This is a genomic window from Liquorilactobacillus ghanensis DSM 18630 (assembly GCF_001435235.1).
In the GTDB taxonomy this organism is placed as follows: Bacteria; Bacillota; Bacilli; order Lactobacillales; family Lactobacillaceae; genus Liquorilactobacillus; species Liquorilactobacillus ghanensis.
The window spans coordinates 153098-168918 of sequence record NZ_AZGB01000015.1; the positions used below are offsets into that span (position 1 = coordinate 153098).

The window sequence follows — 15821 nt, forward strand, 5'->3', positions numbered from 1 at the left end:
AATTTGCAAAGCAACTAATCACTAATAATAAATTGCAAAAAGATTTTAGCAATATTAAAATAAATCAACACCGAAGTCAAATCACTTAAAGTTGAAATAAACGGCCCGGAAGCAACGGCTAGATCAACTCCAATTTTATCCATTAATAGTGGGATCAAGCTACCAGCCAGATTAGCTACAATAATCGCACAAAACATTGCCAAACCGATAACAAAACCTAAGACAATGTTTTGCTGCCACCAACCTACAATTAACATAATTGCCAAACCGGTAATCAAACCAATCATCATCCCAGTTAAGATTTCAGTCAAAATTATTTTTCCCAGTGAACGTCGATCAGCCTCTGGGTCAGCCAGTCGGCGAACTGCAACCGCTAAACTTTGCGTTCCGGCATTACCGGCAGTTCCCGTAATTGATGAAATAAAAACTGCTAAAATACTAGCTTCACTAACCATTTGGTCATAATGAGCTACTAAAGAAGCAGTCGACATTCCCAATAATAATAAAGTAATCAACCATGGAAGTCGTTTAAACGCCGCTTGCCAAGGATTATCCTTTTGTTCATCAATATCGACCCCAGCTAAGCCGGAGTAATCTTCGGCTGATTCCTCATCAATAACATCAATTGCATCGTCAACGGTAATTACCCCAATTAATTTTTCATCTGCATCAACAACTGGTAACGCCACAAAGTTGTAATCACTGATCATTCGAGCAACATCTTCTTGATTATCATCAACTTTGACTGATACAGCCGGCGAAGTCATTAATTGCGCTACTGAACTTTCTCCAGGAGCGGTTAAAAGGTCACGTAAAGTTACAATCCCTGTCAAACGATCCATCTGATCAACCACATAAACATAATAAATGATTTCCGCTTGGCGAGCTTGTAATTTTACTAATTGCATAGCCGCTGCCGCTGTTTGATCGCCGGTCAGTTTAATAAATTCGGTTGCCATAATGGCACCGGCTGTTTTAGCCTGATAATGCAAAAGTTTTCTGATCGTCGCTGCTTTTTTAGGCGCAATATATTTCAAATAGGTGCTTAAATCAGCCGCAGCTGCCGTTTCCAACATATCAACTGCATTATCCGTATACATTGCTGAAATGACAGCTGCTGCATATTTAGGCGCCATCTCCTTAAAGTAAGCAGACGTAACATCCGCTGAATCCAATTCATTAAAAATTGCGGCAACTTTAGCGGACGTTAAATAACGATAAAGTCGCTGCCGTTGAATTAAATTCAGTTCTACAAAAATTAGTGCCTGTTCATGAACATGAAAATTTAAAAACTGCTGACGAAATTTTGTTGCCTGTTGACGATCCAATAAAAGAGCGATTAAACGGCTTTCTTGGGCAATATCGATCCTAGTTTCAGCCATAGTTTTCTTCTCCTGTTTGATTAAGCTTAACAAATTTTGCCATATCTATTGGTAAAGGACTGCTGATTCGAATCAGTTTATGATTAAATGGCTGCCGCAATTCTAAATAGCAACAGTGTAATCCTTGCCGATCAAGCTGATTGCGCAACTTGCCACCATACAATGAATCTGCAATTAAGGGATGACCGCAAAAAGCACAATGCACTCGGATTTGATGTGTTCGTCCCGTATATAACCGTAAACGGCAAAGTGTGGCCTTTTTTAATTTTTGTAATTGCCAAAGCTTAGTAGCTGCATATTGGCCACCAGTTACCGTAACCTGCCGACGAATCAAAGAAAATGGATCTCTTTTTAACGGTAGGACAATCAAAGCAGTTTCAGCAGTAATTTCACCGCTTAAAAGTGCCAAATATTCCTTAGTTATTGATTTAGCAGCTGTTGAGTCATTAAGTAAAGCATGGGCGAATCGGTGTTTAGCAATTAAAACCAGCCCTGATGTATCACGATCAAGGCGTGTTACAATGTGCGGCGTAATATTATGATAATTACGAATTATATAATAACCCCAGACTCGATTCATCAGGGAATCAGTCGGGTGCAGTGGTGAAGGTATTGAAGCCAGACGAGGTGGTTTTTCGATAATCAAAATATCTCGATCTTCATACTTGATCGTTATTGGGACAAAAGAAGGAACAAGTTGGGTCGTTTCCGGCGGTAATTCCATCGTTAAATTGTCGCCAGGAAACATTTGATCGATTCGCCGGCAATCTTGTCCATTCAGTAACAAATGACCACCATGATGCCGAACAGCCGTTGCCAAACGACGTGAAACTCCCTTGCTCTTCAAAAAAGTTCGAATTTTAAGTCGCTTATTCCCCTGATAATCCCAATCAATTTTCATACTCAGCTCCGATAAAAGCATCCTGTACCCGCCGCCAGAATTGCATATGGCGGTACTTAGCAAAATGAATACTTTTTTTAGAAATCTTAAACCGCAACTGTTCGATCTGTTTTCCATGATAATTCTGCTGGTCAACAGTTAATGAATAATCACGTCCCGCGCTGGGAACCAAAGTAACCCAATCGCTAGGAGCTATGATCATCGGTGAACTTAATGTCCGAAAAACACGATTATTAATTGAACTGATTTCAGTCACTTGAAGTACTTTTAAGTTGGGGTGAATAACTGCCCCACCTAACGATTTATTATAAGCTGTTGAACCTGTTGGCGTTGAAACACAAAGACCGTCACCGCGAAATTTTTCAAAAAACTCTCCGCCAATATAAACATCAGTTACCATCGTAGCATTACTGCGTTTCAAGGTTGCTTCGTTTAGAGCCAAATAATTTACGGCTTTAGCAATTCCCTTGTACTTAACATGAATATCCAATAAAGGGTAACTTACCGATTGACCATTGTCAGATTGTAAACTGATAACCAAATCATCAATTTCATCATCACGCCAATCTGTATAAAACCCCAAATGTCCAGTATGAACACTAACAAACCGAACAGAATCAATAATCGCAGCATATTTATGAAATGCAGATAGCAATGTTCCGTCACCACCAACGGTAACTACAATGTCGGGATGATCATTATCAAAAATAAAATGAGTATCAGCGAATTTCTGATACAATTTGCGGCTAACAGCCATCGATTGCCGCCCGTCATTTGCATATATGGCAATTTTCATAGCTAACCTCTTTTGTACAAGATATTTTCTTCTAAGACTAATTGCAATTATTATGCCACTTTGCTGGCCTAAAATAAATTGATAATACTCAAACCTTTTTAGTAACAACTGCAAAAATAGCTTCAAAACAATCATAGTGTAACATATAGTTTTAAATTCAGATTGTAATTTTGCGATAAAAATGATTTAAAACAGAAACATTGAAAAAAAATTATTTTTTGTTAAAGTAGAGATAGCTTAGAAGTTACAATGTTGAGCATAATCAATTCGAGTGGGGGAAAATTCGTTGCTGGAGTTATACCTGTTTATTAATCCGATTGGCAGTACATGCTACCATTCAGAACAGATTATCATAAAGTTAGCTGATGAATTGCAAAACAAAATCAGGTTTCGTTTCATTCCATTTTTAAATCTGGCTGCTACAGTTTCAGTGATGGAAGAAAATTCAATTCCGTTAAACAATCTAGACTTGCGAAATCATGTCTTTAATCAAGCCTACCAAGCTTCACTAGATTATAAAGCGGCTTTGTTTCAAGGAAAAAAACGTGGACGTCGTTTTTTGCTGAATTTGCAGCATAAAATTATTGATGAAAAATTAACTTACTCTGAGAAGTTAGCCCAAAGAATCGCTGACACTTGTCAATTAGACAAGGAGATGTTTAGTCATGATCGCCATTCTGACTTTACTATTAACTCTTTTCATCAAGATATGCAAATGGCGGCAGAAATGCATGTACATGCTTTTCCAACGATTGTGCTTTACAATTTAAACGGCATTGATTGTGGTGTTTCTTTAACTGAGTGTACTTCTTATCAGTTATTAGCAGATCTTTGCACTGGTAAAATGAATGACCTGCTAAATTTCCAAAATAAGATTGACCAGATTAAAAAGCATTCCAATCCTCACCTGCATATTTTATAATTCGGAATTAGTTACGCTATCTTTTTTATAATAACTATTTCCAACAAAAAAACGTCTCCCAAATTAACGGAGACGTTTTTTTGTTGACATCAATTCATACTTTTATTGTCACAACTTAAATTTTATTTTCTAATTAAGCAGTTCTTCCAATTCTCCCAATCGCCGTGCGAAAAGATCAAATGCCTGCTGCAAATAAATCGGTTGTTCCATATCGACACCAGCCCGGCGAATAATATCTATCGGAGCAGCAGAGGAACCTGCCTTTAAAAAGTTCAAATAGGTTTGTGGTCCCTTAGTTATAATTTGCTGACTTAAAGCTGTAGCTGCTGCAAACCCAGTTGCATATTGATATACATAGAAATTATAGTAAAAATGCGGGATTCGAGCCCACTCCAAAGCAATTTCCGGATCAGCAGCCACTTGTTCGCCATAATATTTTTGATTCAATTCTAAATAATAATGACTAATTTTGTCAGCTGTCAAAGACTCTCCAGCAGCTTCTTGTTCATGTAACCATTTTTCAAACTCGGCAAATTGCGTTTGACGGAAAACTGTTCCCTTAAAACCATCAAGAAAATGATTCAGCAAATACGCCCGAATAGTTGTATCATCTTGCTGTTCCAATAAATGTGCTGTCAACAGATTTTCATTAGTAGTTGAAGCAATTTCTGCTAAAAAGATCGAATAATCACTAGTTTGATACGGTTGATAATGGGCACTAAAATATGAATGCATACTGTGTCCCATCTCATGAATCAAAGTATAAACACTTTCCAAATCATTTTGCCAGTTAAGTAAAATGTAAGCTGGTGTATCATACATTCCTGATGAATATGCACCACTGCGCTTGCCACGATTTTCTAGAACATCAATCCACCGTTGCTTAAAAGCTTGTTTAACTGCTGTCGTGTATTCATCACCAAAAATCTTCAATGTTTGCCCAACAATTTTTTGTCCTTGTTGATAAGAATAATCCTGTGCAGGCTGTTCAACTAATGGTGTATAAAGATCATACATGTGAACTTGATCCAACCGCAAAACTTTTTTTCTTAATGCCACATAACGCTGCAACAACGGCAAGTTAGCCTGAACTTGGTCGATCAATTGTTGATAGACAGTACTTGGAATTTGATTTTCCGTCAAAGCTGCATTCAAAGCGCTGGAATAATGATGTGTTTTTGCTTCAAAATTCTGTAAACGCACTTGAAAACCAAGCGTTTTTGCAAACGTATTTCGTAATTGCCGATAAGGTTGATACAAAGCTTGAAAAGCTGTTTTTCTAACCTGACGCTGAGGTGATTGAATTAACCGATCATAGTTTCCCTGAGAAAGTTGAATTTTTTTACCAGCTTCATTGGTAACTAGTGGAAACTTTAAATCGGTATCATTTAAGGTTTCAAAAATATCTTCTGGTGCTGCAAAAACGGCAGATGCTTGAGCCAGCAACTTTTCTTCACGTTCTGCTAAAACATGCGGTCGTAAGCGTGTATTTTCTTTAATAAATTGCTGATAAGCAGCTAATTGCGGCTCAACTCGTTGATAATCTTGTAACTGCTGATCTGATAATTGCAGTAATTCCGGAATGATCCACGAACCGGCAGCCGCCACTGTAGCTTGTAACTGCTGAACTTGTGAAAAAAAGCCTTGATAAATTTGATTACCGGTATCTTGATCATTTTTCAAACTTGCATAGAGATAGACCTTTTCGAATTGTCTTTCAACCTTAAAAAATTGTTGGATTGCCGCTAAACAATCAGTAGGCCCCTTAATCATGCTACCTTTTAGTGCTTCCAAACTGGCAGCCGCAATTTTAACTTGTTTTAACGCAGCTATAAATTCCTGATCAGTAGCATATATTTTGCTCAAATCCCACGTTAATTCCAATGGGAGTTGTTCTCGTCGAGATATTTTGATAAATTCAGCCATTAAAATTCACTTCTTTCTTTTGTTAAGCCTAAAAACTCATTCAATCTAAAAGTTAATTTTACTACTTTTTAATAAATTACTCTGTAATATTTTCATTTTAAACCGCTTAAGACAAGAACTTACAAAATTATTATTTTTAATCAGTGGCAATTGATACGTTAAAATTTCTGTATTATTTTGAAAAGAATCTATTTCGGTGACTGGCCAATCATTTAGCCGTAACAATCGGCTTTGCCAAACAATCTGTTTTTCAGCAAAAATCGGTAAATCAAGTGAAAATTCTAATAACTCCAGTCCTAATAAGCGAAAATTTATTTTCTTTTCATACCAAGCCAGCTGTTCAACAAATAATGAGCCACGATAAAAACAACAGGCCTTTTCAAAGTTTCGTCGTTGCATTGTCCTTAAGCGTACCGATAAAGTTACCGGTTTTGTAACTGTCCGCATAAAAATCTGTAATTTTTTAACATCATTGGTAATGAATTTTAGATAACTAACATTTAAAAAATCTGCTTGCTGAATCTGATAAAGTAAACAAAAATGCTGCCGTTTTGGAAAATAATAAACCAGGTAAAACCCTAAGCTTGGGTGCCACATCATAAACTGTGCTTCTTGCTGGGTTATTTTCTTCTTTAGCCAATGATTTTCTCCAAGTATCCACCAACAGCGAATTCCATTCTTTCTATACCCCTGCGTGCGTTGATACAATTGCTGCACCGTTAAAGGGGCACATTGATACTCAATCGCTAGTGTTTTACCGTTTGTCATTTTTAATAACAAATCTGGACGTTGCTGTAATTCCGGTAAATATTGTTCTAACTGCCCCTTATATCCAGCAAACGCAAATTTTTGTTGAAGTTGCAACTTACCTGTTAAGTGTTCCCTGGTCTCCGGTTCGCCATACTTTAAAATGCAGACTGTACTATGCGCAAAATGTGCTATGCGCAAATTTCCTTTTTTTAAAATCAACCGCTGATGACAAACTGGACAATAATATTTTTTAGTAACATCAGCAACTGCTGCACCAATTAATTTGCCATTTATTTGTTGTCCTACCAGCATTTAAATCACCTCATAATTTAAATACGGTAAAAGTATTTTTTTGCTTGATTAACTTAACTGCCAAGCTGAAAAAGAAAAATTTGCAAAAAAAAGTTCAATTCGGATTGATACCGAACTGAACTAATCATCAATGATTTTGGGATCTTGCGTAATTATTTAAAATAGTAACGAGCTAATTCCAAGGCTGAAGAAGTCATTAAACGCTTTCCTCTTTCTTGAAGAATTGCGTATGACAGACTGACCCGTTTACCAAATTCCGCCAATAACGATAGCGTATCTTCAATCTCCTGATTATTTGTTTGGTCAACAAAGAAAATAATATCCAGATACAATCTTCCATCAAGTAGATATAGATTTGAACCCAATTCCCTATTTTTCAAAACCTTAGCGGCTTGAATAAAGTCTTCAAATTCAGCAAACGCAATAACATAATGCTTGCGCTTGATATCTTTATCTTTCAAGTATCCCGAAACACCGTCCCCATCGTCACTAACTGTCTTTTCCTTTGGTGTAAGCTTAGAAAGCGAAGAGGCAATTTTTTTTCGAACATCTTCAGGAATCTTTTTATTAGGATCCAAAAAAGTCAAATCAACAACATCCGAATCTCCTAAATCATCAGATTGCTGTTCGCCTTCATTATCAAAGTTCATTTTTTCTTCATCTTTAGCACTAACTTTACTAATAAAAAGTTCTAATCCATTGCGATTTGGCAATAGCTGAAATGTGACTGCATCATTTTCCCGAAACTCATGATCCACATCAACTTCTTCCAAAATACTATAAAAGAAGTTTTCAATTTCCTTATGGTTTCCTAGCAAGTCGAGGACAGTAATGCCGCGTTCGGTCAAATCATCAGTTTCAAGTAAAACACGAATTGTGTTATCATTGATTTTTTCCATTTCCATTTAATGGTCAACCACCTTTCCGAAGCACCCTCTCGCTTTATGATAACTAAAATTCAAAAATTGTAAAGTACTTTAGCCTAAATATTTTGACAAATTGAAGAATATTCAATAAAATCAATTTTTTTGTTAATTCCACTCCAATTTATAAATTAAAATTCAAAAATAGGTTAAAAAAAACTGTGAACTGAAACTTGTTCACAGTCTTAATAAATCAACTACTTAATCTAAAGTAAATCTCCGTAAAATTTTTAAAATCCCGCCATTGCTTGAATTTTTTTCAATTCTAATGCTCGAACATCACGAGGAAGGAAACGCCGAATTTCATCTTCGTTATAACCAACCTGCAAACGTTTTTCATCAAGGATGATTGGTCTTCTTAATAAGCCCGGATCCCGTTGGATTAATTCAAATAAATCTTGCAATGGTAATTCGTCCAAATCAATATGCAACTTTTGGTAAGCTTTTGAACGCTTAGAAATAATTTCTTCCGTACCATTTTCAGTCATCTGTAAAATTTGTTTAATTTCATTAATGCTTAACGGTTCGGAAAAAATATTACGCTCTTTAAAGGGAATATTGTGTTCCTTTAACCACGCCCGTGCTTTACGACAAGAAGTGCAACTTGGTGATGTATATAGAGTAACCATATTTTTTCGCTCCTTTATCTTGAACCAGCTAACAATTAATATCGCCCACAAGCATATTATACTACTTGGCTCAAAAAATTAACACCTTTTTTTCAAAGAAAAACAAAAAAATTAGCGAATTTTGTTTCATTTAATAGTAAAATACCTAATTTTGCTTAAGTAACATGGCTAAAGTTTGTGAAAAACCAAATGATTAAGATCGTACACATCAGTTTGAAGTTATAATTATATTAATCATTATGTTATTAAAAAATACAGGCTCAAATATATTTTTTCAACAAAGCCTGCTAGCATCGGCAAGTTAAACGATTAACTCATTTTAATATATTTATTTTATTTTATATTTTTCAATTTAAGATAAAACATAAGTAGAATCTGAATTACTAGTTTCTCTCTTTAAAATATTTTCATTTGATTTTATTTGCATTTCATTTTTTTCTACTAACTCGTAATTTAATTTGCAATTACTGCCCATTCTATCTTAGGACAAAATTTTAAAATACTGTCAATCCAAGTTATGACTACAGCCTAGCAGCAATTTTAAAATAGCTTAATTGGCAATAAGATTGTAAAACACCAACATCCGCGCTATGATCATGGTGACGGTGAGTGCATAAAATAACAGCTGGTTTTTGAAAGGACTCTGTCAATGAATCGTTATCACAATCAGCGGCAAGCAGTTTAAACTAAATAATTGTTCACAACTTTATGTTTTATTGTTACTGTTAGCAAAATAGGTACCAGTTATTTCCGTTAATTTATAACGTTACCCTTTCGTTAAGTTACCAAATTATAACATAGTTTAATTTTAAATTTTTAGGAGGCTGATTTTATTGAAACAATTTCATTTAACTCTTGGTTCTAAAAAAATTTTGACTAACATTGTCACTCAGCATAATGATCGTAATTTTATTATGCTCAATCCTTTTGAAAATGAAACTGACTTTTTATTGCTTGATTTTTCTGGCTTATCATCAATTTTTAAATCCGGTTTAACTTTTAATCTCCTTGAGGGTAATTTCGAATTGCTTCCAGAACAACTTTATTGCTTAGACTATTTTAGCCTAGATTCAAACCAACAAAAAGAATTTCAACAAATTAAAAAACAGTCACTGGCAAAATTATCAATGTACGTTCTAGGTCAAAAACCCAAGCATGATTTTGAATTTCTGTTAATTACTCGCTGGCCGCAAATTGAGGATTATCTTTATTGGAAAAAGCAGCAAAGTGTTTGGGAAAATAACAAGCAAGACTTGCTCAACAGTAATTACGTCCGTTATTTTAATAGTTGAGTTTAATGCCTTGGTCACTAGTTTGCAGTCTGCTATCAAACAATGATTGCTGTGCCTAAAAAAGGTCACGAACCATGATCGGTTCGCGACCTTTTTTTATTTTAACAAACGATCCCACAAAACAATTCGACCGGCCTTCAATGATGCAGGCACATTAATGATTCGTTGGTTGGAACTTCCACGAAATTGTAAAGTTAAATCTTTTTTGGCTAACATAAACCGATCATCCACTAAAACATCGATAAGCGACAATAACTCTAATTTATCATCGGAATCACGCAATAATTCATCCCAGCGATAACCTGACCAAGACCAGACATCTTTACTGTGACCAAATTCTTGACGTATTCGTTTAACTAATTTTATGCAAACTTGAGTATTTAAGAAAGGTTCCCCACCCAGCAAAGTTAAGCCTTGGCAATAAGATTCACCCAAGTCTTTAATAATTGCATCTTCTAAATCTTGTGTATATGGCACTCCATAATGGAAATTTTGAGCAGCTTTATTGTAACATCCCGGACAGGCAAACTTGCAGCCGCTAACATATAGACTACAACGGACACCCTCGCCATCAACAAAATTAAATGGCTTGTAATCAGCAATGTATTGCTGACTTAATTCGCTAGCTAACCACTCTTTGGGACGTGGATTTTTAGGTAGTCGTTCTTTGGATTGCAACATTTTAATCATTCCCATTAAATAAATTTTTAGCACGCGAAGCAATTTCAACATGACGTCCGTGAACCATTGGCCGAACCAGTGGATTTCCTAAATAACCACAAGTACGTTTTACGCAATCACAAGTTTTTGGATCATGATTCCCACACGTTGGGCACTCAAATCCACGAGCTGTTGCCTTAAATTCTCCCTCGAAACCACACTTGAAACAATGATCGATCGGCGTATTGGTTCCCAAATAACCGACCTTATCATAAGCCCAATCCCAAACAGCCTCCAATGCTTTCGGATTTTGTTTCAGGTTTGGATACTCACAATAATGGATAAAACCACCGGAAGCATATTTCGGGTAATCCATCTCAAATGTTAGTTTTTCAAATGGACTCGGATGTTTCCGTACATCATAATGAAAACTGTTAGTATAATATTCTTTAGCCGTAATATCGGCAATCTTACCAAATTTTTCGGTATCCAATTTGCAGAAACGATCAGTCAGTGATTCACTCGGCGTTGAGTAAACACTAAAATGATAATCATATTCATCAGACCAACGAACACAGTTTTCTTTCAACGCCTTAACAATCGAAAGCGTAAAATCATGCGCTGCCGGATTATTTTCCCAATTTGGTCCATAAAAGACTGTACCTACTTCATAGAGACCAATATAGCCTAAAGAAACCGTTGCTCGACGATGCTTAAAGAGCTGGTCAACATCATCACCTGGTTTTAACCGTTTGCCAAAAGCTCCATATTGATACAAAATTGGAGCATTTTCAGGTAATGCCTGCTTAACCCGATTAACTTTAAAAACTAATGCTTCTTTACAGATCCGCATTTTTTCATTAAAAATCTCCCAAAATAAATGCTGATCTCCCTTAGATTCAAGCGCGATCCGTGGTAAGTTAACTGTTACAACACCTAAATTCATTCGTCCAGAATTAACTTCACGTCCATGTTCGTCTTTCCAGCCTTGCAAAAAGCTGCGACAACCCATTGGAGTTTTAAAACTACCGGTTATTTCTTTGATTTTGTCATACATTAAAATATCGGGATACATTCTTTTGGTAGCACATTCGACTGCCAATTCTTTAATATCATAGTTAGGATCAGTCGCTGCCAAGTTCAAACCTTTTTTTAAGGTAAAAATTAATTTGGGAAAAATTGCTGTTCGCTTTTCTTTGCCCAAGCCAGCAATTCTAACCTTTAGAATCGATTTCTGAATTTCCCGTTCAATCCAAGTTGTCCCCAAGCCAAAACCTAATGTAGTAAATGGTGTTTGTCCTTGTGAGGAAAACAAAGTATTGATCTCATATTCCAAGCCTTGCATTGCATCGTAAATATCTTTTTTTGTCCGTTTAACAGCAAATTGCTTCTGTTTAGTCGGATCATCAATGTAATCAGCTGATTCGCTCAGGTGTTTGAAATAATTCTTTTTAGCAAATGGTGCTAATAATTCATCAACTCGATCTGCAGAACAACCGCCATACTGACTTGATGCTACATTGGCAATAATTTGAGCCATTTGAGCTGTTGCTGTTTGAATTGAATGCGGACTTTCAACTTCAGCATTCCCGATTTTGAAACCATTAGTTAGCATTTCTTTAAAATCGATCAAACAACAATTCGTCATTGGACTCCAAGGTGTATAATCTAAATCGTGGTAATGGATATCACCACGTAAATGTGCTTTAGCAATATGTTCCGGCATTAATTTCAAGCCCAAAGTCTTGCCGACAGCACCAGCAGTTAAATCTCGCTGGGTATTAAAAACCCGACTGTCTTTATTAGCATTTTCATGAACCAGTGTTGGATCGTTTTCTTGCAGCCGTTCCAATCGCTGGGTCGGATCAATGGCTTGCTGCCACTCTTGCTGACGGCGTTTATGTACCTGAACATATATAATTGCTTGTCGATTATAACCGAGTTCATTTAAGGCTGCGACCATTTCCCGGTGAACAGTTTCAGCAGTTACAGCTGACTGATCAAGCTTGCCTAAAACCGTTCGAATTATCTTTGCTTGCGCATCGTCACTTAACTTCAGCTGGTCAAGCACTAAACGCAGTTTATAAATGGCAAATGGCATTTTGCTTCCATCACGTTTAATTAAAACTGTTGGTATTTGAATTGCATTTTTCTTCACGATCATCGTTTTTTCTTCAGCCATTTCCCTTGCTCCTATCATTTATTCTGTGATTTATTTTAACCTGATTTATTAGTAAATACAATACATAGTATTTGAGGTAATCCGATTACACAATATATGGTGTAAGAGCTAATTCAAAAAAATCCTACAGTTAACTAGCTTTTCTACCTGCTCATTAAAAAACAACTTTTTTTAAATTAACAAAAATTACTGCAAACAGATTTAGCAGTATAATAGATTGGTTAGAATAAAGGAGGAACAATTTTGAACATTGATTTAAACCTTTTAGCAGCTCAAGTAAAAGAAGGTGCAATCGAATTGTTAAACGCAGCGCAACTCGATGCTGGAGACCTATTTGTTTTGGGATGCAGTACTAGTGAAATTCAAGGAGATCACATCGGTAAAAATTCCAATCTGGCAATTGGCCGCACAATTATCAAAACATTATTGCCGCTTTTAAAAGAACAACAATTGCATTTGGCTGTTCAAGGTTGTGAGCACCTTAATCGAGCTTTAGTCGTTGAAAAAGAAGTTGCTAAAGCTGCCGGCTTTGAAATTGTTACGGTTTTCCCTTCACTACATGCCGGCGGAGCAACTCAAATGGCAGCTTTTGAAAATTTTGAACATCCAGTTGAAGTTGAACATATCATCGCTCAAGCAGGAATGGATATTGGCGATACTTCAATCGGTATGCATGTAAAATTTGTTCAGATTCCGGTACGCACCTCAATTAAGGAAATCGGTGCAGCTCATGTTACTTATTTAAGAAGTCGACCAAAATTAATTGGTGGTCAACGAGCACAGTATGAATGGAAAGCACCACAAGCATAACAATTAAATATTTCTATTATATAAAAAGCTGATTCCAATTTTTAAATAAATTTGAAATCAGTTTTCTTATATGATTGAATTATTCTTTTAATTTTATGGCAAGATCAGATAACAGTTGTTGGTAACGATCACCCTTGGCTGTCAAAACTAGTTTGCGCTGTTCATCATCATTGATTGCTTCACTCTTTTGCAATTCAATTTGCAAAAATTCTGCAGGCAATTCATGAGCAATGAATTTAGGCCATTCAACTACACTGACACCGCCACCATTAAAATATTCTTCAAGACCCATATCAGCTCCGCCCGTTTTTTCTAAACGATAAACATCAAGATGAAACAAAGGTAGTCGCCCTTGATGATACTCATTTACAATATTAAAAGTTGGACTTTTAACATGATGATCAATTTGCAAACCTGCTGCTAATCCTTGGGTAAAGGTTGTCTTACCGCTACCTAAATCACCAATTAATAAAATTAAATCATTTGGTTGCAACAAAGCTGCTAACTTTTTAGCTACTGATTGAGTTTGATCAGGTCCAGTTGACCTAATTGTTAGCAAATGCTTCCCCCCTCACGTCATTCAATTACTTTAATGTTGCTTGTAAAGCTGTAATAACAGCTACTTTATAAACATCATCTTCATTTGCACCACGAGAAAGATCAGAAACCGGCTGATTAAGTCCTTGTAAAATCGGTCCAACTGCAGAAAAGCCGCCTAAGCGCTGAGCAATTTTATAACCGATATTCCCTGACTGCAGCTCTGGGAATACAAAAACATTTGCATTTCCGGCAATTGATGAATCAGGTGCTTTTTGTTTAGCAACCGTGGGTACAAAAGCTGCATCAAACTGCAATTCACCATCAATTGCTTCTTCTGGAGCTAGTTGCTGTGCGATCTTAGTTGCCTCAGCAACCTTAGCTGCTTCAGCGGCTTTGGCTGATCCTTTAGTTGAAAAGCTGAGTAAAGCCACTTTCGGATCAATCTTGAATAAGCGGGCTGTTTTAGCACTCGCAACTGCAATTTCAGCCAATTGCTGTGCATCTGGAGCAATATTAATTGCACAATCAGCAAACAAATAGCGTTCTTGATCGTCATTGCGCGTCATAATAAAAGCGCCACTTGTTCGTGAGATTCCAGGCTTAGTTTTAATGATTTGCAAAGCTGGACGAACTGTATCGCCTGTTGGATGGACAGCACCGGAAACTAAACCAGCCACTTTTCCCAAGTAGACTAACATCGTTCCAAAATAATTAACATCTTGCAACATTTGCCGAGCTTGGTCTTCAGTATTTTTACCTTTGCGCCGCTCAACAAAAGCTGACACCATTTGATCAAAGGATGCCGCTGGATATTTTTTTGGATCAATAACTTCAACTTGCTCCGGTAGTTCTTGCTCAGCTATTTTAGTAATTTCCGCTTTGTCACCTAAAATAACTGGTAAAACAACCTGATCTTCTGCTAAACGGACAGCCGCTTTGACAACACGGGCGTCATTTCCTTCTGGAAAAACAATTTTTTGGGGATGCTGTTTGACCTGTTCGATCAATTCACTAAATAAACTCATAATAAAAACCTCCTCGAATGTTTTCTCTAATCAATTTCTCCCGGATCGGCCGGCAGCTGCCAGTCAATCGGTTTTTCTCCCATAGCTTCCAAGGCTGCATTAGTTTTAGAAAACGGCCGTGATCCAAAAAAACCGCGATGAGCTGACAAAGGACTTGGATGAGCTGATTGTAAAACAATATTACGCTTAGTATCGATTAATGAAATCTTATTTTGAGCTGCTCGCCCCCATAAAATAAAAACTACTGGTTGTGTCCGCTGTGATAAAGCTGCAATTGCTTTGTCGGTCAACTGTTCCCAGCCCTTGCCTTGATGCGAATAAGCTTGACCATCCCTAACAGTCAAAACTGAGTTCAGCAAAAGCACTCCTTGATCAGCCCATTTTTTTAAATATCCGTGATTTACCGGTTTTACTCCTAAATCTGATTGTAATTCCTTATAAATATTAACCAGTGAAGGAGGAAGTTTTACTCCTGGTAAAACTGAAAAACTGCAGCCATGTGCTTGATGCGGTCCATGATATGGATCTTGACCTAAAATGCACACTTTGACCTGATCAAACGGAGTCCATTCAAAAGCTTCGAAAATATGATACATATCTGGATGAACATCCCGAGTTGCATATTCCTTTTTTAAAAAATTGTGCAATTTAAGGTAATACTCTTTTTCAAATTCGGGACCTAAAACATTTTGCCAGTCATTATGAATAAGCGTTTTCATCTACGACACCTCTCGTATATTTTAACATAAAAATAAATCAATTAGCGACGAT

15 protein-coding genes are annotated in these 15821 nt (G+C 36.5%); 3 read left to right on the plus strand and 12 right to left on the minus strand.

All coding sequences use genetic code 11. From position 1 onward, the window contains the following. Positions 1-14: 14 nt before the first annotated feature. Genes mgtE through FC89_RS04900 form a run of 3 tightly spaced genes read right to left on the minus strand, consistent with a single transcriptional unit; the run spans position 15 to position 3079 of the window. Entirely contained in the window at positions 15-1382 is a 1368-nt protein-coding gene (gene mgtE, locus FC89_RS04890) for a magnesium transporter (RefSeq protein ID WP_057871429.1), read from the minus strand. Beyond that, a complete protein-coding gene (locus FC89_RS04895) occupies positions 1375-2283 on the minus strand; it encodes an RluA family pseudouridine synthase (protein WP_057871430.1) in 909 nt (302 codons plus the stop codon). Before FC89_RS04895 ends, mgtE begins: the two co-directional genes overlap by 8 nt. Further along, positions 2273-3079, minus strand: coding sequence for an NAD kinase (locus FC89_RS04900; RefSeq protein WP_057871431.1), 807 nt, complete (start codon positions 3077-3079; stop codon positions 2273-2275). The genes FC89_RS04895 and FC89_RS04900 overlap by 11 nt, the downstream gene beginning before the upstream one ends. Before the next feature lie 286 nt (positions 3080-3365). Here FC89_RS04900 and FC89_RS04905 point away from each other — a divergent pair, with 286 nt between their 5' ends. Continuing rightward, on the plus strand, positions 3366-4001 hold the full coding sequence (locus tag FC89_RS04905; protein WP_057871432.1) for a DsbA family protein: 636 nt from the start codon (positions 3366-3368) through the stop codon (positions 3999-4001). A gap of 129 nt (positions 4002-4130) precedes the next feature. On the opposite strand, the gene pepF is transcribed toward FC89_RS04905, so the two are convergent. The 4 genes from pepF to spxA all read right to left on the minus strand — a co-directional run bounded on the left by pepF (position 4131) and on the right by spxA (position 8541). Next, positions 4131-5927 (minus strand): oligoendopeptidase F, encoded by a 1797-nt coding sequence (pepF, locus tag FC89_RS04910; protein ID WP_057871433.1) that lies wholly within the window; start codon positions 5925-5927, stop codon positions 4131-4133. Positions 5928-5972: 45 nt separating this feature from the next. Beyond that, entirely contained in the window at positions 5973-6989 is a 1017-nt protein-coding gene (locus FC89_RS04915) for a competence protein CoiA (protein ID WP_057871434.1), read from the minus strand. A 152-nt stretch (positions 6990-7141) separates the two neighbouring features. Beyond that, positions 7142-7894: an adaptor protein MecA gene (locus FC89_RS04920; RefSeq protein ID WP_057871435.1), complete on the minus strand. Its 753-nt coding sequence runs from the start codon at positions 7892-7894 to the stop codon at positions 7142-7144. A 248-nt stretch (positions 7895-8142) separates the two neighbouring features. After that, the gene (gene spxA / locus FC89_RS04925; RefSeq protein WP_057871436.1) at positions 8143-8541 is read right to left on the minus strand and encodes a transcriptional regulator SpxA; all 399 of its coding nucleotides are present in this window, start codon (positions 8539-8541) and stop codon (positions 8143-8145) included. A gap of 833 nt (positions 8542-9374) precedes the next feature. Here spxA and FC89_RS04930 point away from each other — a divergent pair. Beyond that, positions 9375-9833, plus strand: a complete 459-nt coding sequence (locus tag FC89_RS04930; RefSeq protein ID WP_057871437.1) for a hypothetical protein — start codon at positions 9375-9377, stop codon at positions 9831-9833. A gap of 96 nt (positions 9834-9929) precedes the next feature. Here FC89_RS04930 and nrdG read toward each other — a convergent pair whose 3' ends face one another. Together nrdG and nrdD are read right to left on the minus strand one after the other, a co-directional pair. Beyond that, positions 9930-10514 carry an anaerobic ribonucleoside-triphosphate reductase activating protein gene (nrdG, locus tag FC89_RS04935; RefSeq protein WP_157060659.1) on the minus strand — a complete coding sequence of 195 codons (585 nt, stop codon included), beginning with the start codon at positions 10512-10514 and terminating at the stop codon, positions 9930-9932. Between the two features lies 1 nt (position 10515). Further along, positions 10516-12675, minus strand: a complete 2160-nt coding sequence (gene nrdD / locus FC89_RS04940; RefSeq protein WP_057871438.1) for an anaerobic ribonucleoside-triphosphate reductase — start codon at positions 12673-12675, stop codon at positions 10516-10518. 243 nt (positions 12676-12918) lie between these two features. Here nrdD and FC89_RS04945 point away from each other — a divergent pair, with 243 nt between their 5' ends. Then, complete coding sequence (locus FC89_RS04945; RefSeq protein ID WP_057871439.1) at positions 12919-13485, plus strand: TIGR01440 family protein; 567 nt, start codon at positions 12919-12921, stop codon at positions 13483-13485. Between the two features lie 79 nt (positions 13486-13564). Here the strand turns inward: FC89_RS04945 and tsaE are convergent, their stop codons facing one another. Genes tsaE through FC89_RS04960 form a run of 3 tightly spaced genes read right to left on the minus strand, consistent with a single transcriptional unit; the run spans position 13565 to position 15769 of the window. Continuing rightward, positions 13565-14044, minus strand: coding sequence for a tRNA (adenosine(37)-N6)-threonylcarbamoyltransferase complex ATPase subunit type 1 TsaE (tsaE, locus tag FC89_RS04950; protein WP_057871440.1), 480 nt, complete (start codon positions 14042-14044; stop codon positions 13565-13567). 25 nt (positions 14045-14069) lie between these two features. After that, a complete protein-coding gene (gene pta / locus FC89_RS04955; protein WP_057871441.1) occupies positions 14070-15050 on the minus strand; it encodes a phosphate acetyltransferase in 981 nt (326 codons plus the stop codon). Between the two features lie 26 nt (positions 15051-15076). After that, positions 15077-15769, minus strand: a complete 693-nt coding sequence (locus FC89_RS04960; RefSeq protein WP_057871442.1) for a uracil-DNA glycosylase — start codon at positions 15767-15769, stop codon at positions 15077-15079. Between the last annotated feature and the right edge of the window lie 52 nt (positions 15770-15821).